19 protein-coding genes are annotated in these 18,183 nt (G+C 53.4%); 11 read left to right on the top strand and 8 right to left on the bottom strand.

Annotated elements, in window-relative coordinates; genetic code table 11:
* Nucleotides 1-3: 3 nt before the first annotated feature.
* The 5 genes from cyoB (at nt 4) to ACZRKO_RS00775 (ending at nt 5,386) form a co-directional block, all read left to right on the top strand.
* On the top strand, nt 4-1,995 hold the full coding sequence (gene cyoB / locus ACZRKO_RS00795) for a cytochrome o ubiquinol oxidase subunit I (protein ID WP_463735384.1): 1,992 nt from the start codon (nt 4-6) through the stop codon (nt 1,993-1,995).
* A complete protein-coding gene (locus ACZRKO_RS00790) occupies nt 1,985-2,602 on the top strand; it encodes a cytochrome o ubiquinol oxidase subunit III (protein ID WP_463735383.1) in 618 nt (205 codons plus the stop codon). Before cyoB ends, ACZRKO_RS00790 begins: the two co-directional genes overlap by 11 nt.
* Nucleotides 2,599-2,931, top strand: a complete 333-nt coding sequence (locus ACZRKO_RS00785; RefSeq protein ID WP_463735382.1) for a cytochrome o ubiquinol oxidase subunit IV — start codon at nt 2,599-2,601, stop codon at nt 2,929-2,931. The genes ACZRKO_RS00790 and ACZRKO_RS00785 overlap by 4 nt, the downstream gene beginning before the upstream one ends.
* Before the next feature lie 18 nt (nt 2,932-2,949).
* Nucleotides 2,950-3,834: a heme o synthase gene (cyoE, locus tag ACZRKO_RS00780; protein ID WP_463737430.1), complete on the top strand. Its 885-nt coding sequence runs from the start codon at nt 2,950-2,952 to the stop codon at nt 3,832-3,834.
* Nucleotides 3,835-4,021: 187 nt separating this feature from the next.
* Nucleotides 4,022-5,386 (top strand): MFS transporter, encoded by a 1,365-nt coding sequence (locus ACZRKO_RS00775; protein WP_463735381.1) that lies wholly within the window; start codon nt 4,022-4,024, stop codon nt 5,384-5,386.
* A gap of 79 nt (nt 5,387-5,465) precedes the next feature.
* On the opposite strand, the gene ACZRKO_RS00770 is transcribed toward ACZRKO_RS00775, so the two are convergent.
* Nucleotides 5,466-5,957, bottom strand: coding sequence for a YajQ family cyclic di-GMP-binding protein (locus tag ACZRKO_RS00770; RefSeq protein ID WP_463735380.1), 492 nt, complete (start codon nt 5,955-5,957; stop codon nt 5,466-5,468).
* 258 nt (nt 5,958-6,215) lie between these two features.
* Here ACZRKO_RS00770 and panE point away from each other — a divergent pair, with 258 nt between their 5' ends.
* Both panE and yajL read left to right on the top strand, forming a co-directional pair.
* The gene (panE, locus tag ACZRKO_RS00765) at nt 6,216-7,127 is read left to right on the top strand and encodes a 2-dehydropantoate 2-reductase (RefSeq protein WP_463735379.1); all 912 of its coding nucleotides are present in this window, start codon (nt 6,216-6,218) and stop codon (nt 7,125-7,127) included.
* A complete protein-coding gene (yajL, locus tag ACZRKO_RS00760; protein ID WP_463735378.1) occupies nt 7,090-7,695 on the top strand; it encodes a protein deglycase YajL in 606 nt (201 codons plus the stop codon). Before panE ends, yajL begins: the two co-directional genes overlap by 38 nt.
* Nucleotides 7,696-7,770: 75 nt before the next feature.
* Here yajL and thiI read toward each other — a convergent pair whose 3' ends face one another.
* Complete coding sequence (gene thiI / locus ACZRKO_RS00755; protein ID WP_463735377.1) at nt 7,771-9,219, bottom strand: tRNA uracil 4-sulfurtransferase ThiI; 1,449 nt, start codon at nt 9,217-9,219, stop codon at nt 7,771-7,773.
* Between the two features lie 293 nt (nt 9,220-9,512).
* On the opposite strand from thiI, the gene xseB reads away from it, so the two are divergent.
* The 4 genes from xseB (at nt 9,513) to ACZRKO_RS00735 (ending at nt 13,701) form a co-directional block, all read left to right on the top strand.
* Nucleotides 9,513-9,755 (top strand): exodeoxyribonuclease VII small subunit, encoded by a 243-nt coding sequence (xseB, locus tag ACZRKO_RS00750; RefSeq protein WP_463735376.1) that lies wholly within the window; start codon nt 9,513-9,515, stop codon nt 9,753-9,755.
* Between the two features lie 6 nt (nt 9,756-9,761).
* Nucleotides 9,762-10,691, top strand: a complete 930-nt coding sequence (gene ispA, locus ACZRKO_RS00745; protein WP_463735375.1) for a (2E,6E)-farnesyl diphosphate synthase — start codon at nt 9,762-9,764, stop codon at nt 10,689-10,691.
* A 19-nt stretch (nt 10,692-10,710) separates the two neighbouring features.
* Nucleotides 10,711-12,573: a 1-deoxy-D-xylulose-5-phosphate synthase gene (gene dxs / locus ACZRKO_RS00740; RefSeq protein ID WP_463735374.1), complete on the top strand. Its 1,863-nt coding sequence runs from the start codon at nt 10,711-10,713 to the stop codon at nt 12,571-12,573.
* Between the two features lie 153 nt (nt 12,574-12,726).
* Nucleotides 12,727-13,701, top strand: coding sequence for an aldo/keto reductase (locus ACZRKO_RS00735; RefSeq protein ID WP_463737429.1), 975 nt, complete (start codon nt 12,727-12,729; stop codon nt 13,699-13,701).
* A gap of 92 nt (nt 13,702-13,793) precedes the next feature.
* On the opposite strand, the gene pgpA is transcribed toward ACZRKO_RS00735, so the two are convergent.
* The 6 genes from pgpA to nrdR form a co-directional block, all read right to left on the bottom strand.
* On the bottom strand, nt 13,794-14,288 hold the full coding sequence (gene pgpA, locus ACZRKO_RS00730) for a phosphatidylglycerophosphatase A (RefSeq protein ID WP_463737428.1): 495 nt from the start codon (nt 14,286-14,288) through the stop codon (nt 13,794-13,796).
* A gap of 77 nt (nt 14,289-14,365) precedes the next feature.
* Entirely contained in the window at nt 14,366-15,352 is a 987-nt protein-coding gene (gene thiL, locus ACZRKO_RS00725) for a thiamine-phosphate kinase (RefSeq protein ID WP_463735373.1), read from the bottom strand.
* A 128-nt stretch (nt 15,353-15,480) separates the two neighbouring features.
* Nucleotides 15,481-15,900, bottom strand: a complete 420-nt coding sequence (gene nusB / locus ACZRKO_RS00720) for a transcription antitermination factor NusB (protein ID WP_463735372.1) — start codon at nt 15,898-15,900, stop codon at nt 15,481-15,483.
* Nucleotides 15,901-15,920: 20 nt separating this feature from the next.
* Nucleotides 15,921-16,391, bottom strand: coding sequence for a 6,7-dimethyl-8-ribityllumazine synthase (gene ribH / locus ACZRKO_RS00715; protein ID WP_463735371.1), 471 nt, complete (start codon nt 16,389-16,391; stop codon nt 15,921-15,923).
* A gap of 180 nt (nt 16,392-16,571) precedes the next feature.
* A complete protein-coding gene (ribD, locus tag ACZRKO_RS00710) occupies nt 16,572-17,696 on the bottom strand; it encodes a bifunctional diaminohydroxyphosphoribosylaminopyrimidine deaminase/5-amino-6-(5-phosphoribosylamino)uracil reductase RibD (protein WP_463735370.1) in 1,125 nt (374 codons plus the stop codon).
* 8 nt (nt 17,697-17,704) lie between these two features.
* Entirely contained in the window at nt 17,705-18,154 is a 450-nt protein-coding gene (nrdR, locus tag ACZRKO_RS00705) for a transcriptional regulator NrdR (protein ID WP_463735369.1), read from the bottom strand.
* Nucleotides 18,155-18,183 lie beyond the last annotated feature (29 nt).

The following is an 18,183-nucleotide window of genomic DNA, read 5'->3' as shown; positions in this document are numbered from 1 at the left end:
ACGATGTTCGGAAAATTAACGCTTGATTCGGTTCCGTATCATGAACCGATTATCATGGTCACCGTTGCCGCGATAATTTTAGGTGGTTTGGCCGTTGTGGCTGGCATCACCTATTTCGGCAAATGGAAGTATTTGTGGACTGAATGGATCACATCCGTTGACCACAAAAAATTAGGTATCATGTACATCATTCTGGCCTTCGTCATGTTGTTGCGTGGCTTTGCCGATGCCGTCATGATGCGTAGCCAGCAGGTCCTTGCCTCCGCTGGCGAACCGGGCTTCCTACCGCCTCATCACTACGACCAAATCTTTACCGCGCATGGCGTGATCATGATCTTCTTCATGGCAATGCCTTTCGTTATCGGTCTGATGAACGTGGTCGTTCCATTACAAATTGGTGCCCGCGACGTTGCGTTCCCGTTCCTGAACAACATCAGCTTCTGGTTTACCGCCGCTGCAGTGATCCTTATCAACATCTCTCTGGGTGTCGGTGAGTTCGCACAGACCGGTTGGTTAGCCTATCCGCCGTTGTCAGGTAAGGAGTACAGCCCGGGGGTCGGGGTCGATTACTGGATATGGAGTCTACAGATATCCGGTATAGGGACCTTGCTGACCGGTGTTAACTTCTTCGCCACCATCCTCAAGATGCGTGCGCCTGGTATGCCGCTGATGAAAATGCCGGTATTTACCTGGGCTGCACTGTGTACCAACGTCCTGATTATCGTGTCGTTCCCAATTCTGACTGTAACCGTTGCGTTGCTGACCCTGGATCGCTATCTGGGCACCCATTTCTTCACGAATGATATGGGCGGCAACATGATGATGTACATCAACCTGATTTGGGCCTGGGGCCATCCGGAAGTGTACATTTTGGTTCTGCCAGTGTTTGGGGTGTTCTCGGAAGTTACCGCGACCTTCTCCAAAAAACGTCTGTTCGGCTACACCTCACTGGTATGGGCAACCATCGCTATTACCGTGCTGTCGTTCGTCGTTTGGCTGCACCACTTCTTCACCATGGGTTCAGGCGCCAACGTCAATGCCTTCTTCGGCATCATGACGATGATCATTTCTATCCCGACCGGGGTAAAAATCTTCAACTGGCTGTTCACTATGTATCAGGGCCGTATCCAGCTTAACGCTGCGATGCTGTGGACCATCGGCTTCATCATCACCTTCTCCGTGGGTGGTATGACCGGCGTTCTGCTGGCGGTTCCGGGTGCGGACTTCGTGCTGCACAACAGTCTGTTCCTGATTGCCCACTTCCATAACGTGATTATCGGTGGTGTGGTGTTCGGTTGCTTCGCAGGCCTGACTTACTGGTTCCCTAAATCTTTCGGCTTCACGCTGAACGAAAAATGGGGCGTGCGTTCATTCTGGTGTTGGATCATCGGCTTCTTCGTTGCCTTCATGCCGCTCTACATTCTGGGCTTCATGGGCATGACTCGCCGTGTCAGTCAGAATATCGACCCTGAGTTCCACCCATTGCTGGTTGTTGCAGCTTGTGGTGCAGCGTTGATCGCACTCGGTATCCTGTGTCAGTTGATCATGATCTTCGTTTCTGTCCGCGACCGCGATCAGAACCGTGATCTGACCGGTGACCCATGGGGTGCCCGTACTCTGGAGTGGTCTACCTCTTCACCTCCTCCGTTCTATAACTTCGCTATCGTGCCGCAAGTTCACGACCGTGATGCATTCTGGGACATGAAAGAGAAAGGCGAAGCTTATGTAAAACCGGCTAAATATGAAAAAATTCATATGCCACGCAACAGCGGCGCAGGCTTCGTCATCGCCATGCTCAGCCTGGTCAGCGGTTTTGCATTAATCTGGGACATCTGGTGGTTGGCGCTCGTTACCTTCATCGGCATTGTTGTGACCTGGATTGTGAAAAGCTTCGATGAAGATGTTGATTACTACGTTCCGGCTGAAGAAGTTGAACGTATCGAGAACCAGCATTTTGAACAAATCAGCAAAGCAGGCGTGAAACATGGCAACTGATACCCTGACTAACCACGACGCAGCCCATGCAGAGCATGGGCACCACGACGCAGGTGAAACCAAAGTCTTCGGCTTCTGGATCTACCTGATGAGCGACTGCGTACTGTTTGCGAGCTTATTCGCAACTTACGCGGTACTGGTGCATGGGACCGCTGGCGGCCCGACTGGTAAAGACATTTTCGAACTGCCGTTCGTTCTGGTCGAAACCTTCTTCCTGCTGTTTAGTAGTATTACTTACGGCATGGCGATGCTTGGCATGACTAAAGGCAGCGTAAAAGCTGTTAACGGTTGGTTGTTCCTGACCTTCCTGTTTGGTCTTGGCTTCATCGGGATGGAGTTGTATGAATTCCATCACCTGATTAAAGAAGGTTTTGGTCCGGATCGCAGTGGTTTCCTGTCTGCCTTCTTTGCGCTGGTTGCCACTCACGGTATCCACGTAACCTGCGGCCTGATCTGGATCATCACCATGATGGTACAAGTAAGCCGCCGTGGCCTGACTGCCGTTAACCAAACCCGTCTGATGTGTCTGAGTCTGTTCTGGCACTTCCTGGACGTTGTCTGGATCTGCGTGTTCACCGTTGTTTACCTGCTGGGGGTATTAGGATGAGTCATTCTGTAACTTCCCATGGCGGCGCAAGCCACGGCAGCGTGAAGTCATACCTGATTGGCTTCATCCTGTCAGTTATCCTGACGGTGATCCCGTTTGCCATGGTGATGAGCGACACTGCTTCGCATTCGCTGATCATTGGCACCGTGGTCGCCTCCGCGGTCATCCAGATCGTGGTCCATCTGGTGTACTTCCTGCACTTAAGTACTGCGTCGGAAGCACGCTGGAACCTGGTGGCATTTCTGTTCACCGCTGTGATTATCTTTATCGTCGTTGTGGGCTCATTGTGGATTATGTATAACCTCAACCTCAATATGATGGTCAGTTAAAGAGCCGAGCTGCACGTGATGATTAAGCAATACCTGCAAGTAACGAAACCAGGAATTATTTTCGGCAACTTAATTTCTGTCATCGGGGGATTCCTCCTTGCTGCCAAAGGCAGCATCGACTTCCCACTCTTTCTCTCCACGCTGGTGGGTGTTTCGCTGGTCGTTGCATCGGGTTGTGTGTTTAACAACTTCATCGACCGCGACATCGACCGGATCATGGAAAGAACGAAAAACCGGGTCCTGGTGATGGGGCTTATACCACCGAAAACAACCCTGGTTTACGCGACCATTCTGGGTATTGTGGGCTTTGCGTTGCTGTATCTGGGCGCCAATCCGCTGGCGATGTGGCTGGCAGTGATGGGCTTTGTGGTTTATGTCGGCGTTTACAGCCTGTATATGAAACGCAAATCGGTTTATGGCACGCTGGTCGGTAGCTTGTCAGGCGCTGCGCCTCCGGTTATCGGTTACTGTGCCGTTACCGGCCAGTTCGATATGGGCGCGGCCATCCTGCTTCTGATCTTCAGCCTGTGGCAGATGCCGCACTCGTACGCGATTGCTATCTTCCGCTTTAAAGATTATCAGGCAGCAGGTATCCCGGTACTGCCAGTGGTGAAAGGTATTTCTGTCGCCAAGCATCATATTACTGTCTACATTTTGGCATTTATGATTGCGACACTGATGCTAACCCTGAGTGGTTATGCAGGGTATAAATATCTGATCGTCGCTGCCGCTGTCAGTATCTGGTGGCTGGGCATGGCGCTGAAAGGTTACAAAGCCGAAAACGACATTATCTGGGCGAGAAAGCTGTTTGGCTTCTCTATCATCACGATCATGTCGCTAAGCTTTATGATGTCGGTTGATTTTAGTTCAACCCCAACATCAATGTTGACCTACATCTGGTAACCCAAGGGTTAGTCTGACGCGCTGCTATTCATCCCGAACACAGCACACTGAAAGGCCAGTAGCGATACTGGCCTTTTCTTTTCCCGCGCCGGGCAGCAATAACCGTAATATCTACTAAAGATCCATCGTTTTACCCTAACTGGCTAACCGCACTACAATGGCCGGATTGTAATCTTGAGGTAGTAATGTGAACGATAACCAAATGACCCCGCAGGAAAGCCGGGCGACATGGGGATTAGGGACAGTCTTCTCCTTGCGCATGCTCGGCATGTTTATGGTATTGCCCGTCCTGACCACTTACGGTATGGCCCTGTCAGGTGCCAGTGAAACCCTTATCGGCATTGCTATTGGCATCTACGGACTGGCTCAGGCCGTCTTCCAAATTCCTTTCGGCCTGCTGTCTGACCGCGTGGGCCGTAAACCGCTGATCGTCTTCGGCTTGATCATCTTCTGCATCGGCAGCGTGGTCGCCGCCTCAACCGACTCCATCTGGGGTGTGATCATCGGTCGTGCAATGCAGGGTTCCGGTGCAATTGCCGCCGCCGTCATGGCCCTGCTTTCAGACCTCACACGTGAACAGAACCGTACCAAGGCGATGGCGTTTATTGGCATCAGCTTCGGCGTAACCTTTGCCATCGCCATGGTACTCGGCCCGATCATCACCCACGCCTGGGGGTTACACGCCCTGTTCTGGGCGATTGCGGTACTGACGCTGGTGGCCATTGTGATCACCTTGCTGGTGGTCCCCTCCCCTGCCACGCATTTGCTCAACCGTGAGTCGAGCATGGTCAAAGGCAGCTTTGGCAAAGTGCTGTCCAACCGCAAACTGCTGAAACTTAACTTTGGCATTCTGTGTTTGCACATCCTGCTGATGTCGAGTTTCGTCGTGCTGCCGCAGGTAATGGAACATGCGGGATTCCCGCCGAGTGAACACTGGCGCGTCTATCTGGTCACCATGCTGGTTTCTTTCGTCGCGGTGATACCTGTGATTATCTACGCCGAGAAGAAGCGCCATATGAAGCAGGTCTTCATGGGTTGTGTGGCAGTGATTCTGTTGGCCGAACTGGTGTTGTGGTACGCAGGTTTGCGCCTGTGGGTGGTGATTGCCGGTATTCAGCTGTTCTTCCTGGCCTTCAACGTGATGGAAGCGATTTTGCCTTCGCTTATCAGCAAAGAATCCCCTGCGGGCTACAAAGGAACGGCGATGGGGATTTACTCCACCAGCCAGTTTCTGGGTGTCGCCATTGGCGGCAGCCTCGGTGGTTTTGTTTATGGTCACATGGGTGCCGGTGCGGTATTTCTTGTCTGCGCCACCATCGCCGTTATCTGGCTGGTGGTGAGTTCCACTATGAGCGAACCGCCTTACGTCAGCAGCCTGCGTATCACGCTCTCTGAACTGGCCGTGAAAGATTTTGCACTCGAAGCCCGCATCAAAGCCCAACCCGGCGTTGCCGAAGCCATTGTGGTTCCGGAAGAGTTGAGCGCTTACGTCAAAGTGGATACTAAACAGACTAACCGGCAAAAACTGGAACAACTGGTGGCTGCTATCTGACGGTACTGACCATCTGGAAACGTCAATAAAAAAGGACGCTAACCTTAGCGTCCTTTTTTTATATCCGCAGCAAAAAGAATCAGTCGCGGAAGTTTTTAAACTGGAAAGGCTGGCCTAAATCACCGTTGCGCACCAGCGTCATCACGGCCTGTAAATCATCGCGGGCTTTGCCGGTTACACGGACTTCGTCGCCCTGGACCTGCGCCTGCACTTTGATTTTGCTGTCTTTGATGAGTTTAACGATCTTCTTCGCCAGTGCAGATTCAATCCCTGAATGCAGTTTGGCTGCCACACTGTACGTTTTACCGCTGTGCTCCATCTGCTCAGGTACTTCGAGCGCCCCGCCTTCAATACTGCGTTTTGCCAGTTTTTCACGCAGAATATCCACCAGCTGGTTAACCTGGAAATCAGATTCACTGGCGCACTTGATAGACTCGTCCTTTTCGTTCAGCTCGAAGCTGGCTGAAATGTTGCGAAAATCCCAGCGGGTGGTCAGTTCACGGCTGGCATTCTCGACCGCATTGCGGACTTCCTGCATGTCAATTTCGGAAACAATGTCGAATGACGGCATAATCTCTTCTCCTGGGATATTAACCCATGTCGTTATGATGATAAGTCGTTTGATGGCGTGCATAATACCGCCTTCGCTCTTTGATGCCAAAAACAAGCCGCATCCTTTTGCAGATTGACGCCCCATCAGACATTAAATGCCCAAATAAGTGTGACACACAGCACAAACAGCTATACTAAAAAACACAAATAAATAACAAATAAGAAACATTACATTCGATTTACTGAGTGCGCTCGATTCAATTGCTCAGGAGGCATAATGAAGATTACAGTACTTGGCTGCGGTGCACTGGGCCAACTATGGCTTTCCACCCTGTACAACCAGGGACACGATGTCCAGGGCTGGATCCGCATTCCACAACCATTCTGCGCCGTGAATGTGATCGGCACTGATGGCACGGCATTCAACCGTAACTTACCCACCAATGATCCGCAGCACCTCGCAGAGAGCGAACTGTTACTCGTGACCCTAAAAGCCTGGCAGGTTTCCGGGGCGGTCAGCGCGTTAATACCCATGCTTAATGATAACTGCACTTTGCTGCTGCTGCACAATGGCATGGGCGCAGGTGAAGAGTTGCCGCCTAACCGTTTCTCGATTTTACAAGGCGCTACGACCCATGCAGCCCGTCACGAAGGCAATTCTATTCTCCACGTCGCCAGCGGCTTAACCCACATCGGCCCGACCTCTGCGCGCGGTGCGGCAGCGAGTCATCTGGCTGATGTTCTGCACAACGCCCTGCCCGACGTCGCCTGGCACAATAACATCTTCCCTTCGCTGTGGAATAAGCTGGCGGTTAACTGCGTGATTAACCCGCTTACCGCCCTGAATAACTGCACCAATGGCGATCTTATTGCATACCCGACTGAAATTGAGCAAATCTGCGCTGAAGTGGCCGATGTCATGGCGATTGAAGGTTATCAGACGCGGGTGGAAACCCTGCTGAGTTATGTTTATCAGGTGATCGACACTACGTCAGCCAATCATTCGTCGATGCTGCAGGACATCCGTACCCAACGTCATACTGAAATTGATTACATCACCGGCTATGTGATTCGCCGCGCGCGCAAGCACGGGCTATCGCTGCCGGTGAATACCCGTTTATTTGAGCTGATTAAAAGAAAGGAAAATGACTATGAGCGTTTCAGTTCTGGTCTGCCTGGCACCTGGTAGCGAAGAGATCGAAGCCGTCACCGCCATTGATTTACTGGTTCGTGCCGGCGTGAAAGTGACGACAGCCAGCGTGGCTGGTGATGGTAATCTGGAGATCCTCTGTTCACGCGGCGTGCGAATTATGGCGGATGTCGCGCTGGTCGACGTCGCTGATAATCCTTTTGATGCCATTGTTTTACCCGGCGGCCTCAAAGGTGCAGAGTGTTTTCGTGACAGCCCGCTGCTGGTCGAAACCGTCCGTCAGACCCATTTTTCAGGCAAGATTGTGGCAGCTATTTGTGCGGCGCCCGCGCTGGTGCTGGAATATCACGACCTTTTCCCGGTAGCCAACATGACAGGTTTTCCGACACTGAAAGGTAAAATCCCGCCGTCAAAATGGTCAGACAGGCGCGTCATGCATGATCCGCGCGTCAATCTGCTGACCAGTCAGGGACCAGGCAGCGCGATGGAATTTACCCTCAAGCTGATCGAACTGCTGCTTGGCAGAGCCAAAGCGGCGGAAGTCGCGGCACAGCTGGTAATGTCACCGGGGATCTATAATTTTACCGACGAAGGTGCTCGGGAATAACCGCCTCTGTCGAGGCAAAAAAAGCACATAAAAAAAACCGGCCAGACCGGTTTTTCACTGCTTTCGTCCTAAAAATTAAGGGCGATAGACTTTCACGTTAGTGAAGCCCTGCTCGATCAGATAAAGCGCCTGTAAGCGGCTCATTACACCACGTTCGCAGTACAACAGGTAGGTTTTGGTCTGGTCGAGATCCGCAAACTGCGCGCTGAGTTTGTAGAACGGCAAGGTCTTCACTTGCACATTTTCCAGCTCAAGCGGCTTGTCATCGGCTTCGTCCGGCGCGCGGATATCCAGCAGAATATCGGTGGAAACAAATTCTGCCACCGTTTCAACCTCAGCCACTTCTTTTGCGGTCTCTTCAGCGATATGGCGGATGTCGTAGTTTTGCGCTTCGCTGACCACTTTATCGAGCACTGAGAAATCAAACATCTGCTCTTCGGCTTCGATTTTGGCTTTCACCGCTTTGACGGTCGGGCTTTTGGAAATGACACCGCAATATTCCGGCATCGTTTTAGCGAAGTCTTCGGTGCCAATCTCGCGGGCAACCTTGATGATGTGCTCTTTATCATGGGAGATAAGCGGGCGCAGGATCAGGGTATCCGTCGCATTGTCGATCAGACGCAGGTTGGTCAGGGTCTGGCTGGAAACCTGTCCCAGCGCTTCGCCGGTCACCAGCGCCTGCACGCCATAGCGTTCAGCAATTTGCGATGCCGCACGCACCATCATGCGCTTAAGTACGACACCCATCTGACCGTCTTCGATCTTCTCAAGAATTTCGCCCACCACCGGCTCAAAGTCGATGGCGATAAAGCGTACCTTGTGTGAACTGCCAAAACGGTTCCACAGATAGTAAGCCACCTGTTTCACGCCAATCTCATGGGCAGAACCACCGAGGTTGAAGAAGCAGTAATGCACGCGACAGCCGCGACGCATCAGCATGTAACTGGACACGCCGGAGTCAAAACCGCCTGAAATCAGCGACAGCACATCTTCCTGTGTCCCGATCGGGTAACCGCCCTGGCCTTCGTGTCGGCTTTTGATCAGCACCAGCTGGTCATCGTAGATTTCAAGCTTCACGGTCACTTCAGGTGAAGTCAGATTCACCTTCGCCGATTCAATATGCTGATTCAAACCGCCGCCGACATAACGTTCAACATCACCGGAACTGAAAGTATGCTTACCACGGCGTTTTACGCGCACGCAGAAGGTTTTGCCTTCCACTTCAGAGCGGTAGGCTTCCAGCGCCTGCTCGAAGATGTTGTGAACGTCGGTATAAGGACGATCTTCCACCTCTTCTACATGGCGGATACCGGGAATGCGGCACAGTAATTCGATGATCAGATCGTGTTTGCTTTCGTCTTTACTGCGAACTTCGATATGATCCCAGTGGCGAACCACCGCGAGAGTCTCGTCGTGAGGCTTTACGATGTTACGGATGCTGCTTGCGAGGATCTTAATGAAGCGCAAACGCACAGATTGACTCTTGATGGTAATTTCTGGGAACAATTTAATGATAAACTTCATGGCAGTCTTTTGTTAGCAGTGAGAATTAGGGGTAGTGAGTAGCTGAACCGGGCGCAAAGAGCCTATTATTGTTAAACCCAATGCAGTGACTGCAAGGGCTTTAGGCTTAACAATGCTTTTTGACTGAACAAAACAGTAGCGGCGCGAAGTATATCACCTAAACTGAGTACTCTGCGCGCAAAACCACATCTCGGATGTCACGCCGACACGGAATTTCAACCGGAGCGTTACTCAGCATCGCAACGCCGCATGGCAGCTCCGTCCATCTGATCCAACGAGTTTGAAAGAGAATTATGCCGAAAAAAGCTGCACCACCTGCCAATTTTGAAACCGCACTGGCCGAACTGGAACAGATTGTCGCCCGCCTGGAATCCGGTGAGTTACCGCTAGAAGACGCACTGAATGAATTCGAAAACGGTGTACAGCTGGCCCGTCAGGGGCAACAAAAATTACAACAGGCGGAGCAACGGGTGCAAATCCTGCTCGACAGCGACAATGACGCTGCGCTGACACCTTTCACACCCGACGCTGAGTGATCTGTTATGGCTGATATTGAGCAACAGGCCGAAATCATCGATTTCAACCACCAGCTTCGCATGCTGCAAAAACGGGTCGACCAGGCGCTGACGACGTATATTGATGCACAGCCGTTCTCCGACAGCTCGCTTGTGAGCGCAATGCGTCATGGTGCGCTGCTCGGCGGTAAACGTCTTCGCCCTTATCTGGTGTATGCCACCGGCGAGCTGTTTGGGCTTGATCTCAAGAATCTGGATGCGCCTGCGGCGGCGATCGAATGTATTCACGCCTATTCGCTGATCCACGATGATCTCCCGGCGATGGATGACGACGATTTGCGTCGCGGCCAGCCCACCTGCCACATCAAGTTTGGAGAAGCCAATGCGATCCTGGCGGGAGATGCCTTGCAAACGCTGGCCTTTACCCTCTTAGCCGATGCCCCGATGCCTGCGGTTCAGATGCAGGATCGCCTGTCGATGATCTCCGAGCTGGCCTCGGCCAGCGGCGTGGCGGGCATGTGTGCCGGTCAGGCGCTGGATCTGGCAGCGGAAGGTCAGCACATTGATTTACAGGCGCTGGAGCAAATTCATCGCCACAAAACCGGGGCGCTTATCCGCGCCGCCGTGCGCATGGGCGCACTGGCAGCCGGTGATGCAGGCCGCGCCGCGCTGCCTGTGCTAGACATCTATTCGCAGGCTATTGGCCTGGCTTTTCAGGTACAAGACGACATTTTGGATGTCATTGGCGATACCGAGAAACTCGGAAAACGTCAGGGGGCTGACCAGCAACTTGGTAAAAGCACCTATCCGGCCCTGCTGGGACTGGACGGCGCACAAGCGAAAGCCAGGGATCTGTATCAGGAAGCCGTCTCTGCATTAGCGCAGTTAGACGCACTTTCCTATAACACTGCGCCGCTCCTGGCGTTAGCCAGCTTCGTTATTGAACGCGATAATTAATTCTTACTATGAGCAACTGATGAGTCTTGAACTAGCCAAATACCCGACACTGGCGCTGGCGGAGAATCCTGAAGAACTCCGTTCGCTCCCTAAAGAGATCCTGCCCAAGCTCTGTGACGAACTACGCCAATACTTGCTGGCCAGCGTCAGCCAGTCCAGCGGGCACTTCGCGTCCGGCCTCGGTACGGTAGAACTGACTGTCGCGATGCATTACGTCTATAACACGCCCTTTGATCATCTGGTGTGGGACGTGGGCCATCAGGCCTACCCGCATAAAATATTGACCGGACGCCGTGACAGGATCTCCACTATTCGCCAGAAAAACGGGCTGCATCCGTTCCCGTGGCGCGGCGAAAGTGAGTTTGACACGCTCTCGGTCGGACATTCTTCGACTTCCATCAGTGCCGGTTTAGGCATGGCCGTCGCGGCAGAGCGCGAAGGCAAAGGCCGCCGCACCATCTGCGTGATTGGCGATGGGGCGATCACTGCCGGTATGGCTTTCGAAGCGATGAACCACGCAGGGGATATCAAGTCCGACATGCTGGTGGTGCTCAACGACAATGAAATGTCGATCTCCGAAAACGTCGGCGCGCTGAATAATCATCTGGCGCAGCTGCTCTCCGGCCAGCTCTATTCGCGTCTGCGCGAAGGCGGCAAGAAAGTACTGTCAGGCATTCCGCCAATCAAAGAGCTGGTGCGCCGTACCGAAGAACATCTGAAAGGCATGATGGTTCCGGGCACGCTGTTTGAAGAGCTTGGCTTTAATTATATTGGCCCGGTTGACGGCCATGATGTGCTGGCGCTGGTGCAGATGCTGAAAAATATGCGTGACCTGAAAGGGCCTCAGCTGCTGCACATCATGACCAAAAAAGGTAAAGGCTACGCGCCGGCCGAAAAGGACCCGATCAGCTGGCACGCCGTGCCGAAGTTTGACCCGATCCTCGGCACCTTGCCAAAAAGCAAAGAAGGCTTGCCGACGTACTCGAAGATTTTCGGTGACTGGTTGTGTGAGACAGCTGCCAAAGACAGCAAACTGATGGCCGTCACACCCGCCATGCGCGAAGGTTCAGGCATGGTGCGGTTCTCCCGTGAATATCCACAGCAATATTTTGACGTGGCGATTGCCGAACAGCACGCGGTGACCTTTGCCGCTGGTCTTGCGATCGGCGGTTACAAACCGATTGTCGCGATTTACTCGACCTTCCTGCAACGCGCATACGATCAGGTGATCCACGATGTCGCGATCCAAAACCTGCCGGTGATGTTTGCCATTGATCGTGGCGGTATCGTCGGTGCCGACGGCCAGACCCATCAGGGCGCATTTGATCTTTCGTTCCTGCGCTGCATTCCGAATATGATCATCATGACCCCAAGCGATGAAAATGAATGCCGCCAGATGCTGCATACCGGTTATCACCATCAGGATGGGCCGGTGGCTGTGCGCTACCCGCGCGGCAGCGGTACCGGTGCGACCTGCGAGCCTCTGGCTTCACTGCCTATTGGTAAAGGAATTGTGCGCCGCGAAGGCGAGAAAATCGCCATTCTCAACTTCGGTACCTTGTTGCCGGAAGCTCAGGCTGTGGCTGACAAACTGAATGCGACGCTGGTCGATATGCGTTTCGTTAAGCCGCTTGACGACGCCCTGGTGCTTGAGCTCGCAGCCTGCCATGAAGTGCTGGTGACGCTCGAAGAAAACGCCATCATGGGCGGTGCGGGCAGCGGCGTAAACGAACTGCTGATGGCAAAACGCATCATGGTGCCTGTGCTTAATATCGGCCTGCCGGATCACTTCGTTCCTCAGGGCACGCAAGATGAGATCCGCACAGAATTAGGTCTGGATGCCGCCGGCATTGAACGCCAGATCAGCGACTGGCTGGCCTGATATTACTGGCTGCTCAGCTCTGAACTTCCCCTCTTTTGCCAGAAAGAGGGTTTTTTACTCCCCTCCTTCGTTATACCTCCTGCCGTGAACTACAGTTATAGCGTGCTAAGCATTTCACTTTTTCACTTATGAAAATAAAAATCAGGAGGAATGATGCAATTTATTACCCTCGGAAAAACCGATCTCAAGGTGTCGCGCCTGTGCCTCGGCTGTATGACTTTTGGCGAACCAGATCGCGGCACCCACGCCTGGACACTGCCCGAAGAGAGCAGCCGACCGATCATCAAACAGGCGCTGGACGCTGGCATTAACTTTTTCGATACCGCCAACAGCTATTCCGACGGCAGTAGCGAAGAAATTGTCGGCCGTGCCCTGCGTGATTTTGCCCAACGAGACAACATTGTGGTCGCAACCAAAGTCTATAACGCCGTTACTGGCCTCAAACCCGGCCTTTCGCGCGCGTCCATTATGCAATCCATCGACGACAGCCTGACGCGCCTTGGCATGGACTATGTTGACCTGCTGCAAATTCACCGCTGGGATTACGAAACACCGATCGAGGAGACACTCGAAGCGCTCAACGACGTGGTGAAAGCCGGGAAAGCGCGTTACATCGGAGCGTCGTCTATGCACGCTCACCAGTTCAAACAAGCACTGGACGTTTCAACGCAAAACGGCTGGGCACGTTTTATTTCGATGCAGGATCAATACAACCTGATCCAGCGTGAAGAAGAAAATGAGATGCACCCGCTGTGCCTGCATGAAAATATTGCGGTGCTGCCCTGGAGCCCGCTGGCGCGCGGTAAGTTGACCCGCCCGTGGGGTGAAACCACGGCCCGTTCAGTTTCGGATAAATTTGCCAGTCAGCTTTATGACGCGACCGAAGCCGCCGATGCGAAAATCGCTGAACGCGTGGCAAAGGTAGCAGAAGATCACGGCGTACCGCGCGCGCAGATAGCGCTGGCATGGCTGCTCGCCAAACCGGTGGTCACCGCGCCGATCATCGGAGCTTCGCGCGCGGAGCACCTTGAGGACGCCATCGCTGCCCTGCGGGTGAAACTGTCGATTGAAGAGATCGCCGAGCTGGAAATGGCCTATCAACCCCATGCTGCCACCGGTTTCCAATAGCAGATCTCCAATAACAGATTTCCCGCCTCCGCAAACAAAAAGGGCACTGAACGTTACACGTCAGCGCCCTTCATTTTATTACCTGGTCGGGATCAGAACAGGCCGAGCGGCCAGTGATGTCCAATCAGATAGATAATGCCCGCAGCGATAATACCGGCTACCACGTCATCAATCATAATGCCCATACCGCCCTGCACGTTGCGGTCAAACCAGCGGATCGGCCAGGGTTTCCAGATATCCAGGATGCGGAAGATCACGAAACCGGCCAGCACCCATTGCCAGTCATTGGTTGGCAGGGCCATCAGGGTGATCCACATCCCGACAAATTCATCCCAGACAATGCTGCCGTGATCATGTACGCGCATATCTCTGGCCGTCTGGCGACAGAGATAAACACCGATACAGATGCTGAACATCACCACCAGCGAATAGACCTGCCACGGCAGATAGGTCAGTATCATCCAGAAAGGAATGGCGGCAATTGAGCCTGCGGTTCCGGGGCCAACCGGGAACAAACCACTACCAAAACCGGTCGCCAGCAAATGCCACGGATTGCGTAAATCCAGACGCTTCTTCGCTGCCGCCATGTCCTGCACGTGATCGCCCGTTTTACCTTTATAATTCGCCGGACGCTTTTTATGACCGATAGGTTTCGGATCCTGAGTCACGCGGTTTCTCCTGCAGCAAAGTGATCAAATCCGTGCCAGTCCAGTTCTACCGGCTCGCCCGAACGCAGCAATTTAATGCCTTCGGAGAGCGGAGCAATCTGACCGATACAGGTAAAATCAACGCCCAGATGGCTGAGTGCCACATCCAGTGCGCCACGGTTAATTTCAGGCACGGTGAAACAAAGTTCGTAATCTTCGCCCCCGGTCAGTGCCCATTTCAGCGCCTGTTCCTTGTCGACACTGGCGAGCAGCGATTCTGACAACGGCAGCGCGTCAAGATCCAGCCGTGCGCCACAGCCACTGGCGGTAAGTACGTGCTGTAAATCAGAAATAAGACCGTCAGAGATATCGATGGCGGAGGTCGCGAGATCACGCAGCGCCTGTCCCTGAAGAATGCGCGGCGTCGGACGCAGATGGCGTTGCAGCAAAGTCTGGCGGTGCCCGACATCGCTGACTTCCAGCTGTTCAAGCAAAATCGCCAGACCAGCGGCGCTGTCACCGAGCGATCCGGTCACAAAAATCCAGTCGCCAATACTTGCACCGGCACGCGTCAGGGCGCGATCCATAGGAATTAATCCCTGAATGGTGAGCGTCATGCTGAGCGGACCGCGGGTAGTGTCACCGCCAATCAGCTGCATTCCGTAATAATTCAGTTGTTCAAACAGGCTGTCACTGAAGGCTTCGAGCCAGTCAGTGTTCACTTCAGGCAGGGTCAGCGCCAGAGAAACCCAGGCAGGGTCAGCGCCCATAGCCGCCAGATCGCTAAGGTTCACCGCCAGCGCCTTGTAACCAAGGTCTGCCGGGTCAATGGTCTTGAGAAAATGGATGCCTTCTACCAGGGTATCGGTGCTTACTGCCAATAACTGCTTTTCTGCGACAGTCAGCAGGGCGCAATCGTCGCCAATGCCTAACTGTACGTCCCGGCGTGCTGTTCTATACCGGTTAAAATAGCGCGCTATTAAATCAAATTCGCCGCATGCCATAGTACAATTCCAGATCGATAGAATGAATTAAGGCCGGATATCCGGCCCTAACAGGTTAGTCAACGCCATGGTAAGCGATGCAACATCACATGATTATCAACGAACTGCGTGACTAACAGTCTTTTCAGTTACTTCTTATTAATACGAATGTGTGGGCCTGCTTTATCCAGCACGCCATTCACAAACTTGTGGCTGTCTTCTGCGCCGAAAACTTTCGCCAATTCGATCGCTTCGTTGATTGCCACTTTGTACGGGACATCCTGACGTTTGCTCAGCTCGAACAGTGCCAGACGCAGAATCGCTCTTTCCACCTGACCGAGTTCTTCGAGTTGACGTGAGAGGTACGGAGCCATCAGTGCATCAAGTTTCTCAGCATTGGTAGCAACACCGGTCAGCAACTCGCGGAAATAGGTGATGTCGACATCTTTGACATCCTGCTCAGTCAAGAATTCTAATTCAACATCGGCGATGTCATTTTTCGACAACTGCCAGGAGTAAATTGCCTGTACGGCACATTCACGGGCGCGGCGACGAGCAGCAGGTTTCACGGATTTCCCCTTAACTAGATTCAGGCCTTAATGGCCTTGATAACATTAATCATTTCAAGCGCGGTCAGGGCAGCTTCAGCGCCTTTATTACCGGCTTTTGTCCCTGCACGTTCAATGGCTTGCTCAATACTTTCGGTAGTCAGCACACCAAACGCAACCGGGATCTCGCTGCTCATGGCAACGCTGGACAGGCCAGAGCTACATTCACCAGCAACGAATTCGAAATGGGCAGTGCCCCCACGGATGACGGTACCCAGTGCGATAACGGCATCGTATTTGCCGCTGTTCGCCAGCGCACGGGTAGCCAAAGGCAGTTCATAAGCGCCCGGGACCCATACAACGGTGATGTTGTCGTCGCTAACCTGACCAATTCGTTTCAAGGCATCAATCGCGCCGGAAAGCAGGCTGTCGTTGATGAAATTGTTGAAACGGGCAATAGCGATTGCTACGCGCGCGTTCGGCGTGGCTACAACACCTTCGATAACGTTCATAGGTTTTCCTTTAAATGGGTTCAAGAGTTAAGCTTTTAACAACCCCAGCCTGGCCCAGCCGCAGGGGGGCGGATTCTATCATAATATTCCCATGTCTGGACATGCGATTTATAAACCCATGCATGACAGGGGGATATTGCAGGCGGGGGCATGGCCGTCTGCTGGCGATTCAGTCACCTATCAGTGAGAAGGTTTCAGGCGCAGACGCAAATCAGGCCCGACCTGCCGCACATCGCGGAGGGTGAATTGTGGCGCATCGGACAGGGTTTGCAAGCCTGGGAGCACACAAAGCGCACGTCCGTTTTCCCCGAGTAATTTGGGTGCCATATAAACAATCAACTCATCAACCAGACCCGCCTGCAGCAAAGCACCGGCGAGTTCAGCGCCGGCTTCGACCCAGATTGAGTTCACCTGACGCTTAGCCAACATCATCATCATCAGTACCAGGTCAACGCGGTTGCCACGCCCAGGCACCACCCATTGTTGCGTGGCGTCAGACCAGGTCTGTGTATCGGCCTGCAAGCGTGCCAGCCAGGTTTCCCCCGGCTGATTAACCAGTTGATGTTGCGGCGTCACGCGGTTTTGGCTGTCGATAATAATGCGCAGTGGCTGGCGCAAATTTTCCTGCGGATAAAGATTTTGGGTGTCGCTGTCGAGTTCACTCCAGCGCACATTCAAAGAGGGGTTGTCTGCCAGCACGGTAGCGCTGGAACTGAGGATGGCCGAACTCTGGGCGCGAAAACGTTGCACGTCAGCGCGGGCAGCGGCGGAGGTGATCCACTGACTTTCGCCCGAAGACATCGCAGTGCGACCATCAAGGGAAGCTGCCATTTTTAGTTGCACATAGGGAAAACCGGTGCGCATACGTTTGAGAAAACCCAGGTTTACCGCTTCGGCCTCGCTATGCATCAGCCCGTGAGTGACGTCTAGCCCGGCCTGTTTGAGACGGTAAAGCCCGCGCCCCGCGACTTCCGGATTTGGATCCTGCATGGATGCCACCACCCGTGTAACACCGGCAGCAACTAATGCATCGGCACAGGGTGGCGTACGTCCATGGTGGCTACAGGGTTCGAGCGTGACGTAAGCCGTTGCACCTTTGGCCCGTTCACCCGCCATGCGCAGGGCATGCACTTCAGCATGAGGTTCGCCCGCACGCAGATGGTAGCCTTCACCAACGATCTCGCCGTCACGAACAATCACGCACCCGACGTTAGGATTAGGCGTGGTGGTAAAACGTCCCCGGCGCGCCAGTTCAAAGGCGCGTGCCATGTACTTTTCATCGGCATGTAGCTGTTCAGCGGGCATAGCGTTCCTTAATCCTGCAGGCGGGCAATTTCTTCGCCGAATTCACGGATGTCTTCAAAGCTGCGGTAGACCGAGGCAAAGCGAATATACGCGACCTTATCCAGCCCTTTAAGTGCATCCATGACCAGATTACCGATCATCTTAGCGGGGACTTCACGCTCGCCAGTGGCGCGCAATTGCGACTTGATATGGCTGATCGCCATTTCGACATCATCAGAACTGACCGGCCGCTTTTCCAGAGCCTTCAAGAAACCACGGCGTAATTTGTCTTCATTAAACGGTTCACGAACTTCATTACTTTTAATGACACGCGGCATAACCAGCTCAGCCACTTCAAACGTGGTGAAGCGTTCATGGCACACCAGACACTGGCGGCGACGCCGGACTTGTGACCCATCGCCGACCAGGCGGGAATCGATGACTTTCGTATCAACAGCAGCACAAAATGGGCAATGCATAGCACTTCCTGATGGCGGACCCGATTGGC

This window comes from Ewingella sp. C233 (assembly GCF_055407225.1).
Note: the sequence above shows the minus strand (reverse complement) of the source record. Positions and strands in the feature narration are given on the sequence as shown.

Coding starts and splice junctions, on each gene's coding strand:
- cyoB (WP_463735384.1), top strand. CDS start 4: ATGTTCGGAAAATTAACGCTTGATTCGGTTCCGTATCATGAACCGATT.
- ACZRKO_RS00790 (WP_463735383.1), top strand. CDS start 1,985: ATGGCAACTGATACCCTGACTAACCACGACGCAGCCCATGCAGAGCAT.
- ACZRKO_RS00785 (WP_463735382.1), top strand. CDS start 2,599: ATGAGTCATTCTGTAACTTCCCATGGCGGCGCAAGCCACGGCAGCGTG.
- cyoE (WP_463737430.1), top strand. CDS start 2,950: ATGATTAAGCAATACCTGCAAGTAACGAAACCAGGAATTATTTTCGGC.
- ACZRKO_RS00770 (WP_463735380.1), bottom strand. CDS start 5,957: ATGCCGTCATTCGACATTGTTTCCGAAATTGACATGCAGGAAGTCCGC.
- panE (WP_463735379.1), top strand. CDS start 6,216: ATGAAGATTACAGTACTTGGCTGCGGTGCACTGGGCCAACTATGGCTT.
- yajL (WP_463735378.1), top strand. CDS start 7,090: ATGAGCGTTTCAGTTCTGGTCTGCCTGGCACCTGGTAGCGAAGAGATC.
- thiI (WP_463735377.1), bottom strand. CDS start 9,219: ATGAAGTTTATCATTAAATTGTTCCCAGAAATTACCATCAAGAGTCAA.
- xseB (WP_463735376.1), top strand. CDS start 9,513: ATGCCGAAAAAAGCTGCACCACCTGCCAATTTTGAAACCGCACTGGCC.
- ispA (WP_463735375.1), top strand. CDS start 9,762: ATGGCTGATATTGAGCAACAGGCCGAAATCATCGATTTCAACCACCAG.
- dxs (WP_463735374.1), top strand. CDS start 10,711: ATGAGTCTTGAACTAGCCAAATACCCGACACTGGCGCTGGCGGAGAAT.
- ACZRKO_RS00735 (WP_463737429.1), top strand. CDS start 12,727: ATGCAATTTATTACCCTCGGAAAAACCGATCTCAAGGTGTCGCGCCTG.
- pgpA (WP_463737428.1), bottom strand. CDS start 14,288: ATGGCGGCAGCGAAGAAGCGTCTGGATTTACGCAATCCGTGGCATTTG.
- thiL (WP_463735373.1), bottom strand. CDS start 15,352: ATGGCATGCGGCGAATTTGATTTAATAGCGCGCTATTTTAACCGGTAT.
- ribH (WP_463735371.1), bottom strand. CDS start 16,391: ATGAACGTTATCGAAGGTGTTGTAGCCACGCCGAACGCGCGCGTAGCA.
- ribD (WP_463735370.1), bottom strand. CDS start 17,696: ATGCCCGCTGAACAGCTACATGCCGATGAAAAGTACATGGCACGCGCC.
- nrdR (WP_463735369.1), bottom strand. CDS start 18,154: ATGCATTGCCCATTTTGTGCTGCTGTTGATACGAAAGTCATCGATTCC.